The organism is Yoonia vestfoldensis SKA53 (assembly GCF_000152785.1).
Classification (GTDB): Bacteria; Pseudomonadota; Alphaproteobacteria; order Rhodobacterales; family Rhodobacteraceae; genus Yoonia; species Yoonia vestfoldensis_A.
Genome location: NZ_CH672414.1, coordinates 1578841 through 1600996, shown reverse-complemented (window position 1 = coordinate 1600996; position 22156 = coordinate 1578841). Strand labels below are relative to the sequence as shown.

Genomic DNA, 22156 nt, shown 5'->3' with positions numbered 1-22156 from the left:
CCGGAAAGGTCCGTTTCATGTCACAGGCCGAACGTTTACGCGATATTCAGGTCATGGCCCGCCGTGACGGACGTGTCGTGGTTGAAGATCTGGCCGCGCATTTTGCGGTTACGATGCAAACGATCCGGCGCGATCTGGCCGATCTGGCCGATCAGGGCAAGTTGCAGCGCGTGCATGGCGGCGCGATCCTGCCGTCCACCGTAGCCAATATCGGCTATCAGGACCGCCGCGATTTGAACGAGGTGGGCAAGGCTGCGATTGCCCTGGCCTGCGCGCGCGATATTCCCAATGGCTGTTCGCTGTTTCTGAACATCGGCACCACCACCGAGGCTGTGGCGCGGGCCTTGCTGAAACACCGCGATATCATGGTGCTGACCAATAATCTGAACGTCGCCAATATCCTGATCGACAATCCCCATTGCGAAATCATCGTGGTCGGTGGCCTGTTGCGGCGCACCGATGCGGGGCTGGTCGGTACTGTGACAACGCAGGCGATTGGGCAGTTCAAGTTCGATCTGGCGATCATCAGCTGTTCGGCGCTGGATGAAGATGGCGACATGCTCGATTATGACATTCAGGAAGTCGGGGTTAGCCAAGCGATCCTGCGGCAGGCACGGCGCAGCTTTCTTGTGGCCGATCATTCCAAATTTGCGCGCCGTGCGCCTGCAAGGATCGGCTCGCTGGCGCAGATGGACGGGTTTTATACCGATGCGCCGCTGCCCCCCAGACTGGCAGATGCCTGTCGTGGCTGGCACACCGCTGTCACGGTCGCAGGCCAGCAGGGCACGACGATGGCCTGATCAGCCCCAAGGCCCGCTGCGCCTGCGTGTTGAGGGAACACCCCTGCGGACGGGCTGTGCTGCTGGTGCTGGCCGGTCTTGACGCGCCATGGCGCGCAGGGCGGCGATGCGGTTCTGCGTTGCGGGGTGGGTTGCGAACAGATTGTCATGCTTGTGGGCATGCAGCGGGTTGATGATGAACAGATGCGCGGTGGCAGGGTTTCGCTCTGCGGCATGATTGTCGATCCGTGCCGCCCCGACAGCGATCTTTTCCAGCGCCGCGGCTAACCACAGCGGGTTGCCGCAAATCTCGGCCCCGGCCTTGTCGGCGGCATATTCGCGGGTCCGGCTGATCGCCATCTGCACAATGGTGGCGGCAAAGGGTGCGAGAAACATCAGCGCCAGCGTGCCGATCAGCCCCATCCGTTCGCGCGATCCGCCAAAGAACAGCGCGAAATTCGCCAGCATCGAGATTGCACCGGCAAAGGTGGCGGTCACGGTCATGATCGCGGTGTCGTGGTTGCGGATATGCGCCAGCTCATGCGCGATCACCCCTGCCAATTCCTCGCGGGTCAGGTCACGCAAAAGACCGGTCGTCACCGCCACGGCCGCATTGGCCGGATTGCGCCCTGTTGCAAAGGCATTCGGCTGTGGAGTGTCGATCAGGTAAAGCTTGGGTTCTGGCAGGCCCGCATTGCGCGCCAGTTCGGCGGTCATCGCATGCAGGCCCATCGGGTCGCCGCGCGTGACGGGTTCGGCGCCATGCATCCGCAAGACCAGCTTGTCGGAGTTCCACCAGGTCACGACATTCATCGCCGCCGCGACGAACAGCGCGATCACAGCGCCGCCGGCACCGCCCAGCAGATAGCCGATCCCCATGAAAAGCGCGGTCATCGCCGCCATCAATATCGCTGTTTTTAAATAGCCCATTTTGCACCTTGCCGGATTATTCCATGGCATCATGTCCATATGGGAAATTTTGCGCGCGCCGCAAGAATGAACGATATGGTGTTGTGCGGCGGCCCGTCGTCTTTTCGACGGACCTGAAACATGAGTTTACGTATAATTAAGAACTGGTGACGAATATTCGACCGCTATCCTTGTCTCTTGCGGGGACCCGGCAGGAAACGCAGTGAAAAGTGAGGGGCCATCAAAACAATGCGTGTATGTATTGTCGACGACGAACCGATCAGCCGGAGTGTGATCCGCGCCGTTCTGTCCCGTTCCGAGGAATACGAGGTCGAATGTTTCTCTGACGCGATATCGGCACTGGCGCGGTGCCGTGACGTGATGTTCGATCTGGTGCTTGTCGATTATCGCATGCCAGACATGGACGGGATCACCTGTATCACGCATCTGCGCGCCCTGGCCGATTACCAGTTCATTCCCGTCATCATGCTGACGGCTGATCATGACCGCGAATTGCGCCTGTCGGCTGTGCGTTCGGGGGCGACGGATTTTCTGAATAAACCCTTTGACCCTGATGAATTGCGCGTGCGCGCCCAAAACCTTTTGTCATTGCGCAAGGCTCAGTTGGCGCTGATGGATCGGGCCTTGCACCTTGATGCCGAGGTGCGGCAGGCCACCCGCAAACTGGCCGAACGCGAGGAAGAACTGATCTGGCGACTGGCGCGCGCCATCGAATTGCGTGACGGAACGACCCAGCAACATATCTCTCGCGTGGCGGCTGTGGCCGAAATCATCGCCCGCACATTGGGGCAAAGTAAGGCCTTTTGCAGGACGATCTATCTGGCGGCACCGCTGCATGATACCGGCAAGATCGGCATCAGCGACGCTGTGTTGAACAAGCCCGCAGCCCTGACCGATGACGAACGGCTGGAAATCCAACGTCACATCGAAATCGGGGCGGAAATCCTCAAAGACGGTGACAGCGACCTGATCCGCATGGCCTATGACATCGCGCTGTATCATCACGAAAAATGGGATGGCAGCGGCTATGGAAAGGGTCTTGCCGGCACGGATATTCCGCTGCCTGCCCGAATTACGGCAGTTGCAGATGTTTTTGATGCACTTTTTTCAGAACGGCCTTATAAGGAAGCTTGGTCTTTCGAGAAAGCCTACGCCGAAATCCTTCGCCAGTCAGGGCGTCACTTTGATCCGCGCTGCGTGCTCGCCTTCACTGCGGGCTTAACCGAAATAAAAAAGTATTATACAGACCCTGCTGTCACCACCCACGTTGCTTGAAATGCTACAAAACAGGGGAACGAGATGAAATATCTGCTGTTTTTTGTCCTGTCCATGTCCGCCTCTTTGTTACAGGCGGCTGAATTGCCGGCCCCGCAAGGTGACGTGATCCTGACGGTTTCGGGAAATATCGCCCATACCAACGGGAATGGCGTGGCGCGATTTGACCGTGCGATGCTACAAGATTTGCAGCAGGGCAGCATTACAACCGCGACCCCTTGGTTCGAGGGTACCCATGATTTCAGTGGCCCGCTGGGTGCCGCACTTTTGGATGCGGTGGGCGCGCAGGGTGCGACATTGCGCGTCGTCGCGCTGAACGATTACGCCGCCACCGTTCCGGCCAGCGACCTGCGCGATCTGAATGTCGTGCTTGCAACCCATCTGGATGGGCATTTGATGTCGGTGCGTGACAAAGGCCCGTTATTTTTGATTTACCCTTTTGATGACAACCCCGACCTGTTCGACGAGGTTTATTTTGGCCGATCTGTCTGGCAGATCGCAAAGATTGACGTCGGGGACTAAGGTGGTCTATCCCAAGATATTGGGTTGGACCGTGTCCGTTCGCTGGGTTACTTTCGCATTGATGGTGCTGGGTCTGGCAATGATCGCAGCGACAGCCTATCTTTTCGCCAGTTTACAGGATCGCCGGCAGGTCATGCTGCAAAGCGTGCGCGAAGATGCGATGTGGGCGGTTTTCCAGACTAACCGCCAAGCGTCGCGGCTGACCCAGCTCGTGCTGGAGGCGCAGAACAACCCGACGCCCGATGCGATTGACGCGGTCTTGCTCGGCTTTGACCTGTTGTATAGCCGGATAGCCTTGCTTGATCGGGGTGTTTTTTCGGATTCTTTTCAATCCTCCAGCGAATTGCGGATCATAGAGGCCGCCGTCAGTCAGGAAATATATGAACTGGCGCAGATGATTGATACGATTGCTGGTGACCGGACGGCAGTCGAAGACGCCTTGCCGCTCATCCTTGCCGAGGCTCAAAAGGTCAATACGACCAGCAACGATCTTGTTATCGCGACCAATGCGACGCTGAACGAGGCCCGTGTTGCAAGCAGGCAGCAGGCATTTGCCTTGTACCAGCGGCTTGCCGTGGCAGCGGGGGTTGCAGCGCTGGTTTTCATCTGCACAATCCTGCTGCAATTTCTTGATCTGCGCATTATTTCCCAGACCCAGAAACAATTGCGCGAGCTTTCGGTCCGAAATTCGCGCAGTGCCGCCGCCGCCGAGGCTGCAAGTGCGGCCAAATCGATGTTTTTGGCCACGATGAGCCATGAAATCCGCACCCCGCTGAACGGCATCATCGGGGCAGCCGATCTTTTGCGGACGGAAGATCTGGACCCTGCGCAATCGCGCCGCGTTCTCACAATCTGGCGGTCAGGTCATGTTTTGCTCGATATCATCAACGATATTCTTGATTATTCGAATCTTGATGCCAACGGCGTCACCTTCAATAATGCGCCTGTCTCGCTGCCTGATGTGGCTGGTCTTGTCCATGATGTGTTTCAAGCGCGCATTGCGGATGCCGGTCTTTCGTTCGATATTGATCTGCCCGCCATAACAATCATGACCGATGAAATCCGCCTGCGGCAGATCCTTTTGAACCTTGTGTCCAATGCGATCAAGTTCACGCCCGCGGGTAGCGTTAGCGTGCGTGGGATGCTTTTGGCGCAGGACGGTTTGCGCATTGAGGTACAAGACAGCGGTATCGGCATTGCGTCCGAAGATCACAGCAAGCTGTTCCGCGATTTCAGCCAGATTGAAGGATCGGAATCGCGCCCGTTTGGCGGGACTGGGCTGGGGCTTGCGATCTGTCGGCGGGTCGTCACCGGTATGGGGGGGCGGATCGGCGTCGAAAGCGCGATAGGCCGGGGCAGCGTGTTCTGGGTTGAACTGCCGGTCACGGTCCTGGGACCGGCGGCGCCTGTGGCAGTGCGCGCCATCCCGGTCCAGCCGGATGTGCCCCGCGATATCCGGGTGCTGCTGGTCGAGGATAACGCCATCAACCGCGAGGTGGCCGCGGCGTTGCTTCAAAGTTTCGGCGCGCGGGTCGTTACTGCCAATGACGGCAGCATCGCGCTTGATCTTGTGCAGCTGGCTGCCTTTGACATCGTGTTGATGGATTTGCAGATGCCGGTGATGGACGGTCTGGCAGCGACCCGCGCGATCCGCGCCCTTGGCATTGATCTGCCGATCATCGGCCTGACCGCTAATGCCTATGCCGAGGACCGGCAGCGCTGTCTGGACGCCGGCATGACCGATTTCGTGGCCAAGCCCGTGACCCGCGACAAATTGGGATCTATGCTGCGTGGCTGCATGACCTTGCCCAAACCGGTCATCGAAAAACCGACAGCCCCCATGTCCGATACGATGTTGGACATGGCACAATTGCACTTGGTGCTGGATGAACTGGGCCCTGATCTGTTGTGCGATTTGCTGGACCAGCTTTGCAAGGATGCCGAGGCGGTTGCCCGGATGGTCAAAGCGGGTGCCGACCGTCCTGCCCCCAATCGTCTGGACGAGGCGCTGCATATGCTCAATGGGGCGGCCATGACGCTGGGGTTGCAGCATGCGGGAAACCACTGCGAAACGTTGCGCTTGCACAAAACAAGCGATCCTGCGGCGCTTGTCGATCTGGTCGCATTGATCAAGCAAAGCACCGGTGCTGCGCAGGTTGCCGTGCGCGAACTCGCCGGTGATCTGCGGCTTACCGAGCGGCAACCTGTTGCTAAAAATAGCTGATGTGTTCATCACCGCAGCATTGGACACCGGTTTGGCCCACAACGGCAGGCCGCACAATACAATGCCGCACGATCCAGATTTCTGGGATGAGCGCCGCAGCCATTTACTTTCATGCCCAGTCGCATATCACATGACCCGCAAACTCGGGGCCGGTCATTGTGCAACTTTCAGCGCAGATCGTGGCTGCGCCCCATAGACCGGGAAAGAAGACAAACAGATGAAATTATTGCGTTACGGCCAGCGCGGTCAGGAAAAACCCGGATGTCTGGATGCGCAAGGCCGGGTGCGCGACCTGTCCGCCCATGTGGCTGACATTGCTGCAGCTGGTTTGCTGCCCGACAATATCGCGCGGTTGCAGGCGCTTGATATCGACAGCCTGCCGATTGTCGAAGGCACCCCGCAGCATGACCTGCGGCTTGGCCCCTGTGTCGGGCAGGTCGGCAAATTCGTGTGTATCGGGCTGAATTATGCCGATCATGCTGCTGAAAGCGGCCTTGCCGTGCCACCAGAACCGGTGATTTTCAACAAATGGACGTCGGCCATCATTGGTCCTGACGACGATATCCTGATCCCGCGCGGATCGGTCAAGACCGATTGGGAAGTCGAACTGGGCATCGTGATCGGGCAGGGTGGCGCCTATATCGAAGAATCCGATGCCATGGCCCATGTCGCGGGGTTCTGCGTGATCAATGACGTGTCGGAACGCGCATACCAGATTGAACGCGCAGGCACGTGGGACAAGGGCAAAGGCTGTGACACTTTCGGCCCAATTGGCCCATGGCTGGTGACGCGTGACGAGATTGCTGATCATGATAACTTGCGCCTCTGGTTAGAGGTGGATGGCAACCGCTATCAGGACGGCAGCACCGCGACGATGGTTTTCAAGGTGCCGCATCTGGTGGCCTATTGTTCGCAGTTCATGAGCCTGCAACCGGGCGACATCATCTCGACAGGCACACCGCCGGGGGTGGGTATGGGGCAAAAGCCACAACGCTATCTGGCGGGTGGTGAAACCATGCGTCTTGGTATCGACGGGCTGGGCGTGCAGACCCAAAGGGTCGTCAATCAGGGTTAGGCGTTGCTGCGCCCAAAGATCGCCTCGACCTCGGCTGTGCCTTTGGGGCGCAGGCACAACAGGCCATCGCGGCGTTCGATCAGGTCGCGGTCATGCGCGCGCAGCACAGCGGCGCGGGCGCGCGGCGCGGTCCAGCGCAGGTGACTGACCAGCGCACGCAGGGTGTTTTCCTCGGCCATGGCGGGGGTATCTTGGTGGGTGAATAGATGCGCCACCAAGGCGCGGCAATCATGGTCCAGCCGGTCGGTCCTTGCGCGCAGCGCCTGCGCGACCAGCCCCTGCGCCGGTGCGAACAGCAGCGCCAGCGTAAACCAGACGCCCGTCATGCTGGCCATCATCCCGCCGATGGATACATTCCAGTGCAACGCCAGAAAATACCCGCTGATACAGGCTGCCACCGAAAAGCCCACCGCCAGCACGACCATCAACCACAGCCTGCGGGTCAGCAGATAGGCTGTTGCAGGCGGGACCACGACGAAGGCGATGAACAGGATCGCGCCGACCGCGTCGAAGGCCGCGACCGCCGTCACGCTGGTCAGGGTCAGGATCGCGTAATGCAGCACGCCCGGCAGAAACCCCAAGGCGGCGGCCAACCCTGCGTCGAAGGTCGCGAGCTTGAGTTCCTTCCACAACACCAGCACGAAGACGAGGTTGACCACCAGCACAGCGCCCAGCGTCGCCACCGCGACCGGCACATCGACCCCGAACAGGGCCACGGTGTTCAGCCAGACAAACCCGATCTCGCCCAACAGCACGCTGTCCACATCCAAATGCACGTTGCGCGCGTTGATCGAGATCAGGATCACACCGGCGGCAAAGAGCGCGGGAAACACCAGCCCGATGGCTGCGTCCATTTTGACCAGCCTTGATCGCGCCAAAAGTTCCGATAGCACCACCGTCAGGACACCGGTAATCGCCGCCCCCAGCACCTGCACCGGCCCCGATGTATGCCCTGTCAGCAACCACACGACGATGATCCCGAAAACGATAGAATGGCTGATCGCATCGGTTAGCATCGCATTGCCGCGCAGGATCAGGAACGACCCCAACAGTGCCGCCGAAATGCCCGTCAGCACGCCTGTCAGCACGATCATCAGCGGGATAGACTGAAAAAAGGCGGTGATCATTTGGTATGCTGCCTTGTTTCAGGCTCGCCCGATAAGGCGGCCGCCTCGGTATGGCCTGCTTTGGTCAATTCCCAATGTGGCGTGGTTTCGGGCGGATGCATGACCGACCGGATCAACCCGCGGCTTTCCAGCGATGCCAGCGTTGCGGCGGGCGGTTTCGCACCCAAGGCGATCTGCAACATGCCGCGCTCGGATGGATAGCCCGCATCGTCATGCATCTGCGCAAAGCCTTGCAAGGTGGCCAGCACCCGCCCGTCGCTGATCCGCGCACGCGCGCGCTGGGTGGCAGCGGCCTGCCAGATCAGCCCGCGTCCGGGGGCGATCAGTAATGACACCATCACGATCCCTGTGGCGATCAGCACGACGACAGGTCCGGTGGCCAGCCCGCGTGTCGTGGCACTGACCAGCGCGCCGCCCGCACCTGATGCGGCCCCGATAGCCGCCGAAACCACAACCATCCCGCCCAGCGACTTGGTCCATTGCCGCGCCGCCGCCGCTGGTGCGATCAGCAAGGCCACCATCAGTACCACCCCGACCAGCTGCAAGCCCACCACGATGGCAAGGGCGACCATGACGGTCAGCACTGCCTCTAACGCGGTCACCGGAAAGCCTTGGGCGCGGGCAAAGGCTGTATCGAAACTGACCAGCTTGAATTCCTTCCAGAAGGCCAGCACCAGCAATATTGCGGCCAGACCGATCCCGCCCATGACCCACAGATCGCTGCGCAAGATCGCCGCTGCCTGCCCGAACAGAAAGGTCATCAGACCCAGGCTGCCCGATCCGCCCTGCGTCTGGATCACGGTCAACAGCACGATGCCCACAGCGAAAAACACGCTCAGCACGATGCCAAGCGCGGCGTCGGTTTTCAACGTCGTGCGCCGCACGATCAGCATCATGATCAGTGCAGCGAGCGCCCCTGTGCCAAATGCCCCCGCCATGACGCTGCCCAGATCACGCCCTCCTGCGATCAAAAAGCCAAGGCAGACCCCCGGCAGGGCAGCATGGCTGAGCGCGTCACCCAGCAGGCTTTGGCGGCGCAGCACGGCAAAGGCCCCCAGCATCCCCGAAATCGCGCCCAGCAGCGCCGCGCCGATCAGCACGGTCTGGACAATATCGCTGGACAAAAGGTCGATGATGGCCGTCAAGATGCGGCCTCTGCGGCTGGAACAGCGATCATTGCCAGATGGCGGCCATAGGCCGCGCGCAGGTTGTCGGCCGAATAGGTCTGCGCGACGGGGCCCTGCGCGATGATGCGCACGTTCAACATGACCAACCAGTCAAAATAGCTTTGCACCGTCGTCAGGTCGTGATGCACCACAATCACCGTGCGGCCTGCATCGCGCAGCTTTTTCAGCAAGGCGATGATGATGGCCTCGGTGCTGGCATCGACCCCTGCCATTGGTTCGTCAAGGATCAGGATGGGGGCGTCCTGTACCAAGGCGCGGGCGATAAAGACGCGTTGTTGCTGGCCGCCCGACAATTGGCTGATCTGACGATCGGCGTAATCCTGCATCCCGACCTCGGCCAAGGCGGCCAAGGCGCGGGCATGTTCAGCCTTGCCCGGTCGGCGCAGCCAGCCCAGATCGCGGTAAAGGCCCATTTCCACCACATCGCGCGCGGTTGTCGGGAAATCCCAATCGACGCTGTGGCGCTGCGGGACATAGCCGATCTGCCCGCGCATCTGCCCGATGGGCCGTCCCAGAAACCGCACATGCCCCGCGACGGGGCGCACAAGGCCCAAGGCTGTCTTGATCAGCGTGGATTTGCCCGCGCCGTTCGGGCCGACGATGGCGCACATTACCCCGGGGGGGATATCAAGGTCGATATCCCACAACACCGGGTTCGCGCCGTAGGTGACCGTCAGATCCTCGACATGCAGCGCCTGTTCAGGCTCGTGCAGGGTATCGTCACGCATCATCGCCTCTTTTCTGTGGGTGGCGCTGTGGCGCGCTCACTCGATACTCCAGTCGCGCGCCCAGCCGTCCAACGCCTCTGGCCAATCCGGTAATGTGCCACCGAGCGCTTCGGTCACGGTCACCGTATTGGCGCGGATCATGCCGATATAGGTGCCTTCGGGGGTTGCGTCATCACCCATGGCATCCGAAAACAACGCGCCACCGATGACCACATCATGCCCCTGGCTTTGAACCTCTGCCACCAGCGCCTCGATGGTGCGGGGGCTGATCGTCGTTTCGACAAAGACCGCGGGCACGCCGCTGGCCGCGACAAAGGCCGCGACATCGCGGATATCGCCGATGCTGGCCTCGGATTCGGTGCTGATGCCTTCGATGGCCTCGGACGCCGTGATGCCATAGCCGGAGGCGAAATATTCAAAGGCGTCATGCGCGGTGACCAACAGGCGCTGATCCTGGGGGATCGAGGTGATCGCCTGTGTTACCCACATGTGCAGCGCGTCCAGCTGGGCCGTGTAATTGGCGACATTGGCGGTCAGATCATCCGCGCAATCAGGGCGCTGGGCAGCGATGGCATCTGCAATCACGGGGGCGATTTGCGCCCAAAGGCTGACATCCATCCACAGATGCGGGTCGATCTGTGTGGCATCCTCGGCACCGCCTAGCAAGGTGCTGTCGTCAAAGCTCGCGCGTGCAAGGCCGATGGTCGGTGTGCGGTTGGTGAAACCTGCCAAGACCTCGGCCAGCCGCGCTTCGAGCGCGGGATCGACATAAAGGATCAGGTCGGCACCAGACAGCTTTTGCACATCCGCCGCCGTCGGGCGGTACAGATGCGGGTCACTGCCGGCACCCAATAGCGATGTGACCGTGGCACAATCGCCCGCCACATTCGCCGCGACATCCGCGATCATGGTCACGGTGGTCAGGACGTTCAGCGGTGCGTCCTGCGCAAAGGCCGGCGTCATGATCGCCATTGCAGCAGCAGCGCCGCAAATCCGTGCTTTCACGCTTTGGGTGGACATTGGGTTGCCTTTGATTCGTCCCTTGATAAGAATATTTATATGCAAATGAGAAGCGTTCGCAACTGTTTTTAACACCCAATTCACATGCGCCTTGGCTGGCCTGCGGGCTTTGGATGCATGCGTCATTCGCGGGCTGGCGGGGCATCGTCTGCGTTATCCATCAAGGCAAGGCTCGCCCTGATGAAATCTTAAGCCATTATTAATTAACAATTTTAAACGAAAAGTTAAACGCGCGAAGGCGAAACTTAACATTCTGGCCCTTTGATCTTCGCGTGGTGGAACGGGGGTTCAGGAACATGAAAAAGGCGCTTTGCGTTGTGTCGCTGCTGGTCTTTGCGGCCTGCAATCCAGAAGACAGGTCAGCCGACAATCATCTGGGGGTCACGATCACCCCGCCTGTCAGTCGCCCGTTCGATGATATCGGCCCGACGGTGGGCGGGGATCCGTTTCCGTGGAACCGCTATTTCGTGACAGAGTTCGATCAAGCCGCGCTGGGCGCCATCCGTGCGCTGCCGGGCTACGTTGCGAATACGTTCCGTTTCAACCTCAGCGTCAGGGATCACCCTGTCTATGGTGGGTTCGGTGCACTGGTCACAGCGACCCCGCTTGCTGCGGCGCGGCTTGACTATGCGCTGTCCACTGGGCTGACCGGAGCAGGGCAGATTGTGTCGCTGATCGACAGCGGCGTGCGGTTGTCGCATGATCAATTTGAAGCAAAGACGATCTATAGTTCAGGCCAGCCCCCGACTGGGGGTGAATTCCATGGTACGGCGGTCGCCTCTGTCCTGGTGGGCAACGGGCAGAACGGTGGCATGATTGGGTTCGCGCCGGGGGCGGATCTGCACCAGGGGCATCTGAATTACAACGCCCCCCTGAACTGGCACGCGCTTGGCAACCATATGCGTGATGCAGCCAGTATCGGTGCGATTGCCTCGAATAATTCATGGGGCATCAGAGACGCAACCGTCCAAAACACCGATGTCGGAGCATTCGTGCGCAACACGCAAACCTATATCAGCGGCCTGCGGACATTTGCGGCTGACGGTGTCATCGTCTTTGCGCTGCAAAACGATTACCATGCTGATAGCGCAAGCCTGATGGCGGCCCTTCCGCTGGGCGCGGCTGATCTTGAAAGCAGCTGGATCAGTGTCATCAATGCAATCCCCAGCTTCAACGACGATGGCGTTACCAGTGCTGTGCGCATCTCGACGGCCTGTCTTGAAACAGCGCGGTTCTGCATGGCGGCGAACGGCCAGATCAAGGTTGCCACGCAATGGCACGATAGCGGCTATGCCATCGGTGTGGGTGCGTCCTTTGCCGCGCCACAGGTCGCCGGATCTATCGCGCTGTTGGCCGAGGCGTTCCCCGACCTGACCGCCGCGCAATTGCGCGACCGGCTGCTGGTCACCGCTGACAACGGGTTCTTTGCCCATGATGGCGTGGTCACTTTTGCGCCCGGTATCACGCATGGATATAACGCGGAATTCGGGCATGGGTTTCTTGACCTTAGGGCGGCCTTGTTGCCGATCGGGCAGGCGGTGGTGCCGCTGGTGGATGGCGGCAGCATTGATCTCGGCAGTGCTGCGATCATGGCGGGTTCTGCTGTCGGCGACAGTCTGGCGCAATCGCTGGCGGCTGTGAACATCCTGACGACAGACCAGATGCACGGCAGCTTCATGGTTGCTGGCTCGGTTCTTGCGGCGGCTGCGATCCGTGCAGACCCTGCCGCGTCGGCATTGATGGCGGGATTGCGCAGCGACATGGGTGCGGGCCGCCTGAAAATGCACGCGGCGATCCGGGGCGGGGACACATGGGCGCGCGACGGGACCGGCTGGCAAGACGCAAGCGGCGTCGATCTGTTGGGGGGCGACGCCGTGGCGTTGACAGCACCCGGTGGTGATTTTGGCGCTGCGGTCCTGATCGGGGACGCGATGGCTGGAGTTGCGCTGCATCAGAGCTTTGATTTGGGACAGGCGCAGGCCCAGGTCGGTGTCATGATAATGCAGGCCGACGGGTCGATCCTGGGCATCGGCGCGCCGCCTGGCGTGGGCAACATCAGATCTGTCACACATGCGCTGCATCTGGATGTCGCTACCCCGCTTGCGGTGGATACCGCGCTGCGGCTTAGTGCCGAAATCGGGGTGGCTGCGGGGCAAGGGGCTGGGGTCTTGGGCGCTATCAGCACGCTTGTCTATGACCGTGTTGGCATGTCGGTCGCGCGGGCCGATGTCGGTGCCAAGGGCGACGTGCTGTCTGTTTTCGTCCGTCAGCCGATCGCGATCACCCACGGTTCGGCAAGGCTGGATCTGCCGGTCCAGATGTCGGGCAACGAGATTGGCTTTGCGAGCTATGACATCGGTCTTGCGCCGGCTGCGCGTCAACGCGACCTTGGCTTTGAATACCGCGTTCCTGTGTTCAGGTCTGGCGATCTGAGCCTTGGCATGATGTACAGCCGGAATGATGGCAACATCACGGGCCAGGATGTGCTGTCGGGTTTTATCGGTCTGCAATTCGGTGTCTAAGACCTGCCCAAACCCGGCTCAGTCGATGTTGGCCTTTGTGCGGTCTGTTTCGGATTTGATCCGTTCGCGCAGGGATGAGGTGAGTTCATCCGTCAAATCAAACCGCGTTTTGAGCGCTTGCAGCAGCACTTCCTCGTGTTCCGTAACCACGCCATCTGCAAAAGCTTTGCGCAGTTCTTGTTCAAAGATGACTTTCCTGCGCACCAGCTGCTTGTTGAACGAGCTTGCCATAATCCCGGTAAAAAGCGCGACGGTGGCGACACCCATGAATGCGGTCAGCATCGAAATGACCTTGCCCGCAGCGGTTACAGGCGACACATCGCCATAGCCGACGGTGGTCAATGAAATCACGGACCAGTACATCGCGGCAGGAATGGATGACAGCTTATCAGGCTGTGCATCCCCTTCCGCATAATACATGAGCGCCGAGCTCGCGATGATGACGATGGCCAGAATGTATCCGACCGCCCCGAAGGCGCGTCGTTCGTCATAGATGGCCTGCATCAGATCCTCTACCGCAGAGGAATAATGCGATAGTTTCAAGAGCCGCAAAAGACGCAGGACCCGCAAGATGCGCAGGTCTAGCCCGGGCATCAATAGTTGCAGGTAAAACGGCAGGATCGCGAGCAGATCAACCAGCCCATAAAAGCTGAATGCATATTCGCGCCGCCCGCGTGAGGGGCTGTCAGGATACCGCGCCCCGTTGGCCCAAAGGCGGAGTAGATATTCAATACTGAAGAACGCAATGCTGAATATTTCAAATCCATGAAACCAGGCGCTGTACGCCTCATACAGCGCCGAAAAGCTTTCGAGGATCACAGCCGAGATATTCAAAATGACCATTGTCACGATCAGCATGTCACATTGCCTGCTGAGGCGATCGCCGTCTTTGGTCTTTTCAAGTATCTGCAGCAGTCGCAGTTGTACGGGTAGCATGTTGGACCTCACGCGCGAACAAAACTGAACGACTTGGTTGTTCAGCTAGAAACGGCCGGCGGGGTACATTCTTTAGCAGTAAGTCAATGATCAGGCTGGACAAGACATCATTCACGACGGACGAGCCGTCGGTCAGTCAGTTTTTGCGCAGATGGCAGGAATGATCGGGCAACTACTCTCGCATGCTGACAAGCTGAGAATGCGCGCGCAAGTTTGATCGTTTATAGCTTGCCATCAGGTCATTGAACTTGCTGCCCTGCACGGCGACATGTTCGCGAAGCCCTGCTTCTGCGGTTGTGCTGTCGCCGGTTTCCAATGCTGTCAAAATCAGGCGGTGTTCGGAAAGCGACTGTATCATGCGGCCGCGCACCCGCAATTGCATCCGCCGGAAGGGTTGCAGGCGCTTGTGCAGACGCTGCGCTTCGTTCGCCAGGAAATCGTTGCCCGAGGCGATGTAAACCAACTGATGAAAATGTTCATTCTCGCGGTAGTATCCGTCGCTGTCACCTGCATGGGCGGCGCATTCGCAGGCGATCACGGTGGCCTTGATCTGTTCGAGCGTCTGTGGCGTGACGCGGCGCGCGGCGAGGCGTCCACAGACGGCTTCCAATTCTGCCATCACTTCGAACATCTCGATGATTTCGTGAAAGGCAGGGTGGCGCACAAAAGCGCCGCGGCGCGGTAATAATTGCACCAGCCCTGACGCGGCCAGCGCCTGGAACGCTTCGCGCAGCGGGGTGCGCGACACGTTAAATCGTTCTGCCAGACGGATTTCATCAAGGCGTTCGCCATCGGCGAAATCGCCTGTCACGATCATCTGTTCCAGCGCTTCGCGGACGTGGTCGGCCAATCGGGTGTTCATGCCGCCATAGGTATCCTTAGATCAGAGTCTGGGCAATGAGTTTTTGTATACAAAACGTTTGACATTGAATGCATAGCCGCGCAGCATTGTGGCTGTTGCGGTTAAAAAGCCCGCAGCGCAGTTATCTGGGAGGATATAATGACAATTCGAACGTATGCCGCTGCTGCGGCAATCGCCGTTTTCGGGATGGGCATTTCTGCAGCTAGCGCCGTGGAACTACGCCTGTCGCATCAATGGTCCGTTGGCGATGTACGCCACAAAGTAGCTGAAATGATTGCGACCGATGTCGCCGCTGCCGGCGTTGATCTGGACATCAGGATTTTTCCGTCCGAATCGTTGTTGAAAGCGCGCGAGCAGTACAACCCTCTGTCGCGCGGTCAGGTGGACATGATCGTTTATCCGCTGTCATATTCCGGCGGCCAGCGTGGCGAATACAACCTGACCCTGATGCCGGGCATGGTAAAAAATCACGACCATGCGGCGCGGCTGAACGAAAGCCCCTTTATGGCAGAGATTGAAAACCTGCTTGCCGAAGATGACATCATGGTTCTGGTGCATGGCTATCTTGCTGGTGGCTTTGCCAGTACCGGCGCATGCATTACCCGCCCCGAACATGTCAACGGCCTCAGCACCCGCGCTGCGGGCAAGTCATTCGAGGAGATGCTGGCTGCCGCGGGCGCGTCGATTTCGTCGATGGCATCGTCCGAGATTTACAATGCGATGCAGACAGGCGTTCTGCAGGCTGTGAATACGTCGTCGTCGTCTTTTGCATCGTTCCGTCTGCAAGAGCAGGTCAGCTGTTATACCCCCGCCGGCGATGTCGCGTTGTGGTTCATGTACCAGCCTGTCCTGATGAACAAGTCGACCTTTGACGGGTTGAATGACGCGCAAAAAGCAGCGCTGACAGAAGCGGCGGCGCGGGCCGAGGCATTCTATCTTGCCGAAGCCAAGGCCGAAGATGCGGCATCCGTCGCCGTATTCGAAGCTGCCGGTGTCGAGATTGCGCAAATGACACAGGATGATTTCAACGCCTGGCTGGAACTGGCTAAAACCAGTTCTTACAAGTCCTTCGTCGACAATGTGCCAAACGGGCAGGCGCTGCTTGATATGGCGCTGGCGGTCGAGTGATCTCGCAACCCCAAGGCTAACGGGTGGGCCAACCGCAATGCCGGTCGGCCTACCCACACCCTTCAAACCCCAAGCACCGGAGCCTGTGCCATGGCAACCATGCCCAATACCCGTGCCATTAACACGGGTGACTATACAATTTTGCGCCTGATCCACAAATTATCGACGGTCTGCGGCTGGATTTCGGCGCTGATGATCCTCGCCTCTGTCCTGATCACCTGTCAGATGATCTTTATCCGTTTCGTGTTGGAAAGCTCCACGATCTGGCAGACCGAAGCTGTGATCTATCTGATGGTCGGTGCTACCCTTTTGGGGCTGCCCTATGTCCAGAGCCTGCGCGGACACGTCAACGTTGACCTGATACCGATCTTGGTCAAGGGCCGGGCGCGCAAATATCTGGCGGGTTTCGTCTTGTTGATGACCATGTCCGTGGTCGGTGTCATTTTGTTTTTCTCGATAGAAAACTGGCATTTTGCCTGGGAACGCGGGTGGCGGTCTGAAACTGTCTGGGCACCGCCGCTTTGGATACCCTATCTCGCGCTGCCGCTGGGCTTTGGCATTTATCTTTTGCAATTGCTGGCGGATTTCGCAGCACTTGTGCTGGGTGTTGATCGCCCCTTTGGTCTGGAGGACAATTAATGGACCCGCTGTCGCTAGGCCTTTTGGTCGCTGTCATGACGATTGTCGTGTTGTTCTCGGGCGTGTCTGTCGCCTCGGGGCTGTTGATCGTGTCGGCGGGGTTCCTGCTTGTCTTTGACGGGATGCGATCGCTGGAATTGATGCCCGAGATATTTTTCGGCAAGCTGAACTCCTTTGCGCTTTTGTCTATTCCGATGTTCATCATCATGGGCGCTGCAATTTCGTCGACCCGTGCAGGTGCCGATCTTTACGAGGCGCTTGAACGCTGGCTGACGCGCGTGCCGGGCGGGTTGGTGATGTCGAACCTGGGTGCTTGTGCTTTGTTCTCGGCGATGTCCGGGTCCAGCCCCGCGACCTGCGCGGCGATCGGAAAAATGGGCATCCCCGAGATGCGCAAGCGCGGCTACCCCGACGAGGTGGCGGCCGGGTCAATCGCGGCAGGCGGAACGCTGGGTATCTTGATCCCGCCATCCGTGACGATGATCGTCTATGGCATCGCAACTGAAACATCCATCGGGCGACTTTTTCTTGCCGGTGTGGTGCCGGGGCTGATGCTGGTCGCGCTGTTCATGGCGTGGTCAATTTTCCACACATGGCGCTTTGGCTCTCCCGAGGTGCTGGCGCAGCGCAGCTATACGCTCAAGCAAAAGCTGGAGATCCTGCCGCGCGTCATTCCGTTTATCATCATCATCATCGGCGTGCTTTATGCGATGTATGGTGGGATCGCGACACCGTCTGAAACGGCGGCGGTTGGCGCGCTGCTTTGTCTGGTGATTGCGATGGTCATCTACAAGCTGTGGTCGCCCAAGAAGCTGTGGACCATCCTGAGCGACAGCACGCGGGAATCCGTGATGATCCTGTTCATCATCGGGGCCGCGGGTGTGTTCAGCTATATGTTGTCATCGCTTTATATCACCCAGTCTATCGCAGCATGGATTTCCGATCTGGATGTAAACCGTTGGGTTTTGATGGGGATCGTGAACCTGTTCTTGTTGGTTGCCGGTTTCTTTTTGCCGCCGGTTGCCGTGATCTTGATGGCGGCACCCATTTTGCTGCCGATCATCCTTGCCGCTGATTTCGATCCTTATTGGTTCGCCGTGATCCTGACCATCAACATGGAGATCGGGCTGATATCACCGCCGGTGGGTCTGAACCTTTATGTTATCAATTCGATTGCGCCGGATATTCCATTGAAGAAAATCCTGATGGGATCGCTGCCCTATGTCGGGTGCATGGTGCTGGCGATTGTGATCTTGTGCTTTTTCCCGGGAATTGTGACCTGGCTGCCTGACCTGGTGATGGGGCCGGTCTGATGGCACGCTCTTGGGGTCTTGGCAGCTGGGCATTGGGGGATCTGCTGGGCACCCTGTTCGAACGGCGGGCGGCGGCTGATGTGACGGCCAGTGGCAAACCACTGACCACATTGTGTTGGGCGCTGCTGTCGGGGCAGGGTGAAGTATCGGGGATGAAATGCGCGGTCGAGGTGCTGATGCGCTACCGTCAGGCCAGCATGGAAGAAAAGGCTGCATTCTTCCGGTTTCTGGCGGATGATATGGACCTTGACCCTGCTGCCGTGATCGCTGCGGCCCAAGCCTATGCCGACAAGGGCGACGCCGGTACCATGGCCGCCTTGCTGGATGTGGCCGAACCGCCGCGCCAGGAGTTGTTGCGCAGGCTCAACCAGGCACCACGCGGCACAGCCGATCTGGTGGCAATGCGGGTCGATCTGATGGAGGCGATCAAGGCACAGCCGGATCTGGCGCGTGTCGATCTGGATTTCCAGCACCTGTTTGCGTCATGGTTCAACCGTGGTTTTCTGGTGCTGCGCAGGATCGGCTGGGAAAGCCCGGCGAATATCCTTGAAAAGATCATCGCCTATGAAGCTGTCCACGAGATCCACAGCTGGGACGATCTGCGCCGCAGGCTGGAGCCACCGGACCGGCGCTGTTTTGCCTTTTTCCATCCGTCCATGCCGGATGATCCGCTGATCTTTGTCGAAGTGGCGCTGACCCAAGGGATACCGGGCGCCATCGGCCCCTTGCTGGCCGAAGACCGCGACGCCTTGACCCCGTCCGACGTCAATACCGCCGTGTTCTATTCTATTTCAAATTGTCAGGCGGGACTGCGGGGGATTTCATTTGGCAATTCACTGATCAAACAGGTGGTGGATGTGCTTGGCCGCGAAGAACCGGGCCTGAAAACCTTTGTCACCCTGTCACCGATCCCCGGCCTGTGCCGCTGGATGGATACCCAACATGATAGCGTGCAGCTTTTGCCAGACGTAGCCTCCGATGCCGAGGCGCTGCGGCGTGTCGCGGCGCGCTATTTGTTGCAAGCAAAGGCCGCCGATGGACAGCCGCTTGATCCCGTGGCGCGGTTTCATCTGGGCAACGGGGCGGAATTGCATGAAATCCATGCCGCTGCCGATCTGTCCAGCAAGGGTCAAAACCAATCCTGCGGTGCCATGGTGAATTACCTTTACGATCCCGCAAATGTCGAACGAAACCACGAGGCATTCGCGAGCAAGAACACCATCGCAGCGGCACGCGGTGTAAAAGCGCTGGCCGTCGCGGCAAAGGACCAGAAGTAAAAGGACGAAAAGACCGATGAGCAACCTGCTATATGACGTATTCTTTGCCTCACAGGCCGGGCGCTCGCGCCCCTTCTTGATCTTGCCTGATGGCGCACAGATCAGCGGCGGTGAATTCTTGTATATGGTCCACCGCGTTGCCAATGCATTGGTGGCCTGCGGATTGCAGCCCGGAGACCGTATTGCTGTCCAGATCGAAAAATCGCCTATGGCGCTGGCGATCTATGGCGGGGCGGTCGCGGCGGGGGTGGTTTTTCTGCCCCTGAACACGGCGTATCCACCGGCCGAGATCGACTATTTCGTCGGCAATGCGATGCCCAAGATGTTGGTGGCCGATGGCCGCCGTGCCGGGGCGTTGACACCTGTGGCGCAGGCCCATGATGCACAACTGATGGTTCTGAACGCTGATGGGTCCGGCAGCTTTGCCGATCTGGTCGCGGCGCAAAGTGCCGATTTCACACCTGTTGCACGCGGTGTCGATGATCTGGCGGCGTTTTTATATACCTCTGGCACCACGGGGCGATCCAAGGGCGCGATGCTGACCCATGGCAATCTTTTGTCGAATGCACAGGTGCTGACCCGTGAATGGCAGTTTACCGACAAGGATGTGCTGCTGCATGCCTTGCCGATCTTTCATACCCATGGATTGTTTGTGGCCACCAATGTGTCGCTGATGTCGGGGGGGGCGATGATCTTTCTGCCCGGCCTGAATATGGATGACATGATCCGGCTGATGCCGCAGGCCACGACAATGATGGGCGTGCCGACATTCTATACGCGGCTGCTGGATGATCCGCGTTTCACGGCCAGTCTGACCGCGCATATGCGGCTGTTCATCTCTGGCTCTGCCCCGCTTTTGGCAGAAACCCACGTGCAATTCGAAAAGCGGACGGGCCACCGTATTCTTGAACGGTATGGCATGACCGAAACGAACATGCTGACCTCGAACCCCTATGATGGCGAACGGCGGGCAGGGACCGTGGGCCTGCCCCTTGCGGGGGTGGAATTGCGCATTGCCGATCCCGAAACGGGCGCAGCCTTGCCACAGGGCGAGACTGGCATGATCGAAGTCCGCGGCCCCAATGTCTTTCAGGGGTATTGGCAGATGCCCGAAAAAACCGCCGCCGAATTCCGGTCTGACGGGTTCTTCATGACAGGCGATCTTGGGCTGATCGACGACAAGGGCTATGTCAACATCGTCGGGCGCGCCAAGGACTTGATCATTTCGGGCGGCTACAACATTTATCCCAAAGAAGTCGAGCTGGTGCTGGACGACATGCCCCAGGTGCTGGAAAGCGCCGTGATCGGCCTGCCGCATGCGGATTTCGGCGAAGCGGTTGTTGCGGTGCTCGTTGCCACCGGTCAGGCACCTGACATTGCTGAGATCGAAAACGCGCTGCAAAATAAATTGGCGCGATACAAGCAACCCAAAGCCTATATCGTCGTGGCTGAACTTCCGCGCAACAACATGGGCAAGGTCCAGAAGGCTGCGCTGCGCAAACAATATGAAACCAAATTCAAAGAGGCTGCGTTATGAATACCACAAGAACCGTCATCTTTGATGCACCCGGCGGCCCCGAGGTGATGAAGATCGTCGAACGTCCGGTGGGCGATCCGGGACCAGGCGAGGTGCGCATCAGGCATCATGCCTGCGGTTTGAACTTTATCGATATCTACCAGCGGTCCGGTGTGTATCCACTTGCGCTGCCGCACGCCCTTGGGATGGAAGGGGCCGGCGTGGTCGAGGCTGTTGGCGCTGACGTCACGCATCTGGCAACGGGCGATCGCGTGGCCTATGCTGCGGCCCCGCCGGGTGCCTATTGCGATGTGCGGGTGATGAAAGCCGCACAAGTGTGCCGTTTGCCCGACAGTATCGATTTTCGCACCGGCGCGGCGATGATGTTACAAGGGCTGACGGTTGAATATTTGTTCCACCGCACCGTGCCGCTGAAGGCGGGCGATACTGTCCTGTTTCACGCCGCGGCAGGGGGTGTCGGCCTGATCGCCTGCCAATGGGCGCGCGCGCTTGGGATCAGGCTGATCGGCACCGCTGGCAGCGATGAAAAATGCGCACTGGCCCGCGAATATGGCGCATCAGATGTCATCAATTACGAGACAGAGGATTTCGTTGCCCGTGTGCGCGACATCACCGACGGGCGCGGCGTTGACGCTGTCATGGATTCAATCGGCAAGTCGACCTTTGAGGGATCGTTGGATTGTCTGCGGCCGGTTGGCATGATGATCAGCTATGGCAATGCCTCGGGCAAGGTGCCGCCGTTCGACCTGGGTATTCTGGGGGCCAAGGGCTGTCTGCAACTGACCCGGCCGACGATTTTCGTGCATATCGCGGAACGTGAGAAATGTCAGTCGATGGCATCGCATCTGTTCGACATGGTCGAGAGCGGCAAAGTCAAAATCCACATCGGGCAAGATTTCGCATTTGAAAACGTCGCGCAGGCGCATCGCGAGATGGAGGCGCGCACAACAACCGGAAGCTCTGTTTTGACGCTGTGATCCTGAGGCACACGATCCGTCCAGTCGCCAAGGGCCATTTTCTTGGCCGCGTCTTGCGCGATAAAAAAAGCTGGCCGAACCGCGCAGGGCCAAACCCG

19 protein-coding genes are annotated in these 22156 nt (G+C 59.1%); 12 read left to right on the top strand and 7 right to left on the bottom strand.

Translation table 11 applies throughout. The annotated features are described in order from the left end of the window. Positions 1–17 precede the first annotated feature (17 nt). Entirely contained in the window at positions 18–800 is a 783-nt protein-coding gene (locus SKA53_RS07875) for a DeoR/GlpR family DNA-binding transcription regulator (protein ID WP_040482862.1), read from the top strand. Here the strand turns inward: SKA53_RS07875 and htpX are convergent, their stop codons facing one another. Then, a complete protein-coding gene (gene htpX / locus SKA53_RS07870) occupies positions 801–1709 on the bottom strand; it encodes a zinc metalloprotease HtpX (protein ID WP_007205584.1) in 909 nt (302 codons plus the stop codon). A 228-nt stretch (positions 1710–1937) separates the two neighbouring features. On the opposite strand from htpX, the gene SKA53_RS07865 reads away from it, so the two are divergent. From SKA53_RS07865 to SKA53_RS07850, 4 genes are all read left to right on the top strand, one after another. Continuing rightward, the gene (locus SKA53_RS07865; RefSeq protein ID WP_007205583.1) at positions 1938–2984 is read left to right on the top strand and encodes an HD-GYP domain-containing protein; all 1047 of its coding nucleotides are present in this window, start codon (positions 1938–1940) and stop codon (positions 2982–2984) included. A gap of 24 nt (positions 2985–3008) precedes the next feature. Continuing rightward, on the top strand, positions 3009–3506 hold the full coding sequence (locus SKA53_RS07860) for a hypothetical protein (protein WP_007205582.1): 498 nt from the start codon (positions 3009–3011) through the stop codon (positions 3504–3506). Between the two features lie 31 nt (positions 3507–3537). After that, a complete protein-coding gene (locus SKA53_RS07855; protein WP_242601249.1) occupies positions 3538–5730 on the top strand; it encodes a hybrid sensor histidine kinase/response regulator in 2193 nt (730 codons plus the stop codon). Between the two features lie 217 nt (positions 5731–5947). After that, positions 5948–6805, top strand: a complete 858-nt coding sequence (locus tag SKA53_RS07850) for a fumarylacetoacetate hydrolase family protein (RefSeq protein WP_007205579.1) — start codon at positions 5948–5950, stop codon at positions 6803–6805. Here the strand turns inward: SKA53_RS07850 and SKA53_RS07845 are convergent. The 4 genes from SKA53_RS07845 to SKA53_RS07830 are packed head-to-tail and all read right to left on the bottom strand — an operon-like array spanning position 6802 to position 10867. Then, positions 6802–7932 carry a metal ABC transporter permease gene (locus SKA53_RS07845; protein WP_007205578.1) on the bottom strand — a complete coding sequence of 377 codons (1131 nt, stop codon included), beginning with the start codon at positions 7930–7932 and terminating at the stop codon, positions 6802–6804. The two genes, SKA53_RS07850 and SKA53_RS07845, sit on opposite strands and share 4 nt — an antisense overlap. Beyond that, positions 7929–9077 carry a metal ABC transporter permease gene (locus SKA53_RS07840; protein WP_007205577.1) on the bottom strand — a complete coding sequence of 383 codons (1149 nt, stop codon included), beginning with the start codon at positions 9075–9077 and terminating at the stop codon, positions 7929–7931. The genes SKA53_RS07845 and SKA53_RS07840 overlap by 4 nt, the downstream gene beginning before the upstream one ends. Then, a complete protein-coding gene (locus SKA53_RS07835) occupies positions 9074–9850 on the bottom strand; it encodes a metal ABC transporter ATP-binding protein (RefSeq protein WP_007205576.1) in 777 nt (258 codons plus the stop codon). The genes SKA53_RS07840 and SKA53_RS07835 overlap by 4 nt, the downstream gene beginning before the upstream one ends. A 33-nt stretch (positions 9851–9883) precedes the next feature. Then, positions 9884–10867 (bottom strand): metal ABC transporter solute-binding protein, Zn/Mn family, encoded by a 984-nt coding sequence (locus tag SKA53_RS07830; protein ID WP_007205575.1) that lies wholly within the window; start codon positions 10865–10867, stop codon positions 9884–9886. A 296-nt stretch (positions 10868–11163) separates the two neighbouring features. Between SKA53_RS07830 and SKA53_RS07825 the strand changes: the two genes are divergently transcribed. Continuing rightward, complete coding sequence (locus tag SKA53_RS07825; RefSeq protein ID WP_007205574.1) at positions 11164–13389, top strand: S8 family peptidase; 2226 nt, start codon at positions 11164–11166, stop codon at positions 13387–13389. Positions 13390–13407: 18 nt separating this feature from the next. Here SKA53_RS07825 and SKA53_RS07820 read toward each other — a convergent pair whose 3' ends face one another. Then, entirely contained in the window at positions 13408–14247 is an 840-nt protein-coding gene (locus SKA53_RS07820; protein WP_242601248.1) for an ion transporter, read from the bottom strand. Between the two features lie 250 nt (positions 14248–14497). Further along, positions 14498–15187 (bottom strand): GntR family transcriptional regulator, encoded by a 690-nt coding sequence (locus SKA53_RS07815; RefSeq protein WP_007205572.1) that lies wholly within the window; start codon positions 15185–15187, stop codon positions 14498–14500. Between the two features lie 138 nt (positions 15188–15325). On the opposite strand from SKA53_RS07815, the gene dctP reads away from it, so the two are divergent. The 6 genes from dctP to SKA53_RS07785 all read left to right on the top strand — a co-directional run bounded on the left by dctP (position 15326) and on the right by SKA53_RS07785 (position 22058). After that, the gene (dctP, locus tag SKA53_RS07810; RefSeq protein ID WP_040482860.1) at positions 15326–16315 is read left to right on the top strand and encodes a TRAP transporter substrate-binding protein DctP; all 990 of its coding nucleotides are present in this window, start codon (positions 15326–15328) and stop codon (positions 16313–16315) included. 90 nt (positions 16316–16405) lie between these two features. Then, positions 16406–16954, top strand: a complete 549-nt coding sequence (locus SKA53_RS07805) for a TRAP transporter small permease subunit (RefSeq protein WP_007205570.1) — start codon at positions 16406–16408, stop codon at positions 16952–16954. Then, positions 16954–18267, top strand: coding sequence for a TRAP transporter large permease (locus tag SKA53_RS07800; protein ID WP_007205569.1), 1314 nt, complete (start codon positions 16954–16956; stop codon positions 18265–18267). The genes SKA53_RS07805 and SKA53_RS07800 overlap by 1 nt, the downstream gene beginning before the upstream one ends. Continuing rightward, positions 18267–19544 carry a malonyl-CoA decarboxylase gene (locus tag SKA53_RS07795; RefSeq protein ID WP_007205568.1) on the top strand — a complete coding sequence of 426 codons (1278 nt, stop codon included), beginning with the start codon at positions 18267–18269 and terminating at the stop codon, positions 19542–19544. Before SKA53_RS07800 ends, SKA53_RS07795 begins: the two co-directional genes overlap by 1 nt. A gap of 16 nt (positions 19545–19560) precedes the next feature. After that, complete coding sequence (locus SKA53_RS07790) at positions 19561–21081, top strand: malonate--CoA ligase (protein ID WP_007205567.1); 1521 nt, start codon at positions 19561–19563, stop codon at positions 21079–21081. Next, the gene (locus SKA53_RS07785; RefSeq protein ID WP_007205566.1) at positions 21078–22058 is read left to right on the top strand and encodes a quinone oxidoreductase family protein; all 981 of its coding nucleotides are present in this window, start codon (positions 21078–21080) and stop codon (positions 22056–22058) included. The genes SKA53_RS07790 and SKA53_RS07785 overlap by 4 nt, the downstream gene beginning before the upstream one ends. The last annotated feature ends 98 nt before the right edge of the window (positions 22059–22156 follow it).

Bases quoted from the DNA above. Each gene is read 5' to 3' on its own strand.
- SKA53_RS07845 (WP_007205578.1), bottom strand. From the start codon at position 7,932: ATGATCACCGCCTTTTTTCAGTCTATCCCGCTGATGATCGTGCTGACA.
- SKA53_RS07860 (WP_007205582.1), top strand. From the start codon at position 3,009: ATGAAATATCTGCTGTTTTTTGTCCTGTCCATGTCCGCCTCTTTGTTA.
- htpX (WP_007205584.1), bottom strand. From the start codon at position 1,709: ATGGGCTATTTAAAAACAGCGATATTGATGGCGGCGATGACCGCGCTT.
- SKA53_RS07865 (WP_007205583.1), top strand. From the start codon at position 1,938: ATGCGTGTATGTATTGTCGACGACGAACCGATCAGCCGGAGTGTGATC.
- dctP (WP_040482860.1), top strand. From the start codon at position 15,326: ATGACAATTCGAACGTATGCCGCTGCTGCGGCAATCGCCGTTTTCGGG.
- SKA53_RS07825 (WP_007205574.1), top strand. From the start codon at position 11,164: ATGAAAAAGGCGCTTTGCGTTGTGTCGCTGCTGGTCTTTGCGGCCTGC.
- SKA53_RS07875 (WP_040482862.1), top strand. From the start codon at position 18: ATGTCACAGGCCGAACGTTTACGCGATATTCAGGTCATGGCCCGCCGT.
- SKA53_RS07795 (WP_007205568.1), top strand. From the start codon at position 18,267: ATGGCACGCTCTTGGGGTCTTGGCAGCTGGGCATTGGGGGATCTGCTG.
- SKA53_RS07790 (WP_007205567.1), top strand. From the start codon at position 19,561: ATGAGCAACCTGCTATATGACGTATTCTTTGCCTCACAGGCCGGGCGC.
- SKA53_RS07820 (WP_242601248.1), bottom strand. From the start codon at position 14,247: ATGCTGATCGTGACAATGGTCATTTTGAATATCTCGGCTGTGATCCTC.
- SKA53_RS07850 (WP_007205579.1), top strand. From the start codon at position 5,948: ATGAAATTATTGCGTTACGGCCAGCGCGGTCAGGAAAAACCCGGATGT.
- SKA53_RS07815 (WP_007205572.1), bottom strand. From the start codon at position 15,187: ATGAACACCCGATTGGCCGACCACGTCCGCGAAGCGCTGGAACAGATG.
- SKA53_RS07800 (WP_007205569.1), top strand. From the start codon at position 16,954: ATGGACCCGCTGTCGCTAGGCCTTTTGGTCGCTGTCATGACGATTGTC.
- SKA53_RS07805 (WP_007205570.1), top strand. From the start codon at position 16,406: ATGGCAACCATGCCCAATACCCGTGCCATTAACACGGGTGACTATACA.
- SKA53_RS07830 (WP_007205575.1), bottom strand. From the start codon at position 10,867: ATGTCCACCCAAAGCGTGAAAGCACGGATTTGCGGCGCTGCTGCTGCA.
- SKA53_RS07785 (WP_007205566.1), top strand. From the start codon at position 21,078: ATGAATACCACAAGAACCGTCATCTTTGATGCACCCGGCGGCCCCGAG.
- SKA53_RS07835 (WP_007205576.1), bottom strand. From the start codon at position 9,850: ATGATGCGTGACGATACCCTGCACGAGCCTGAACAGGCGCTGCATGTC.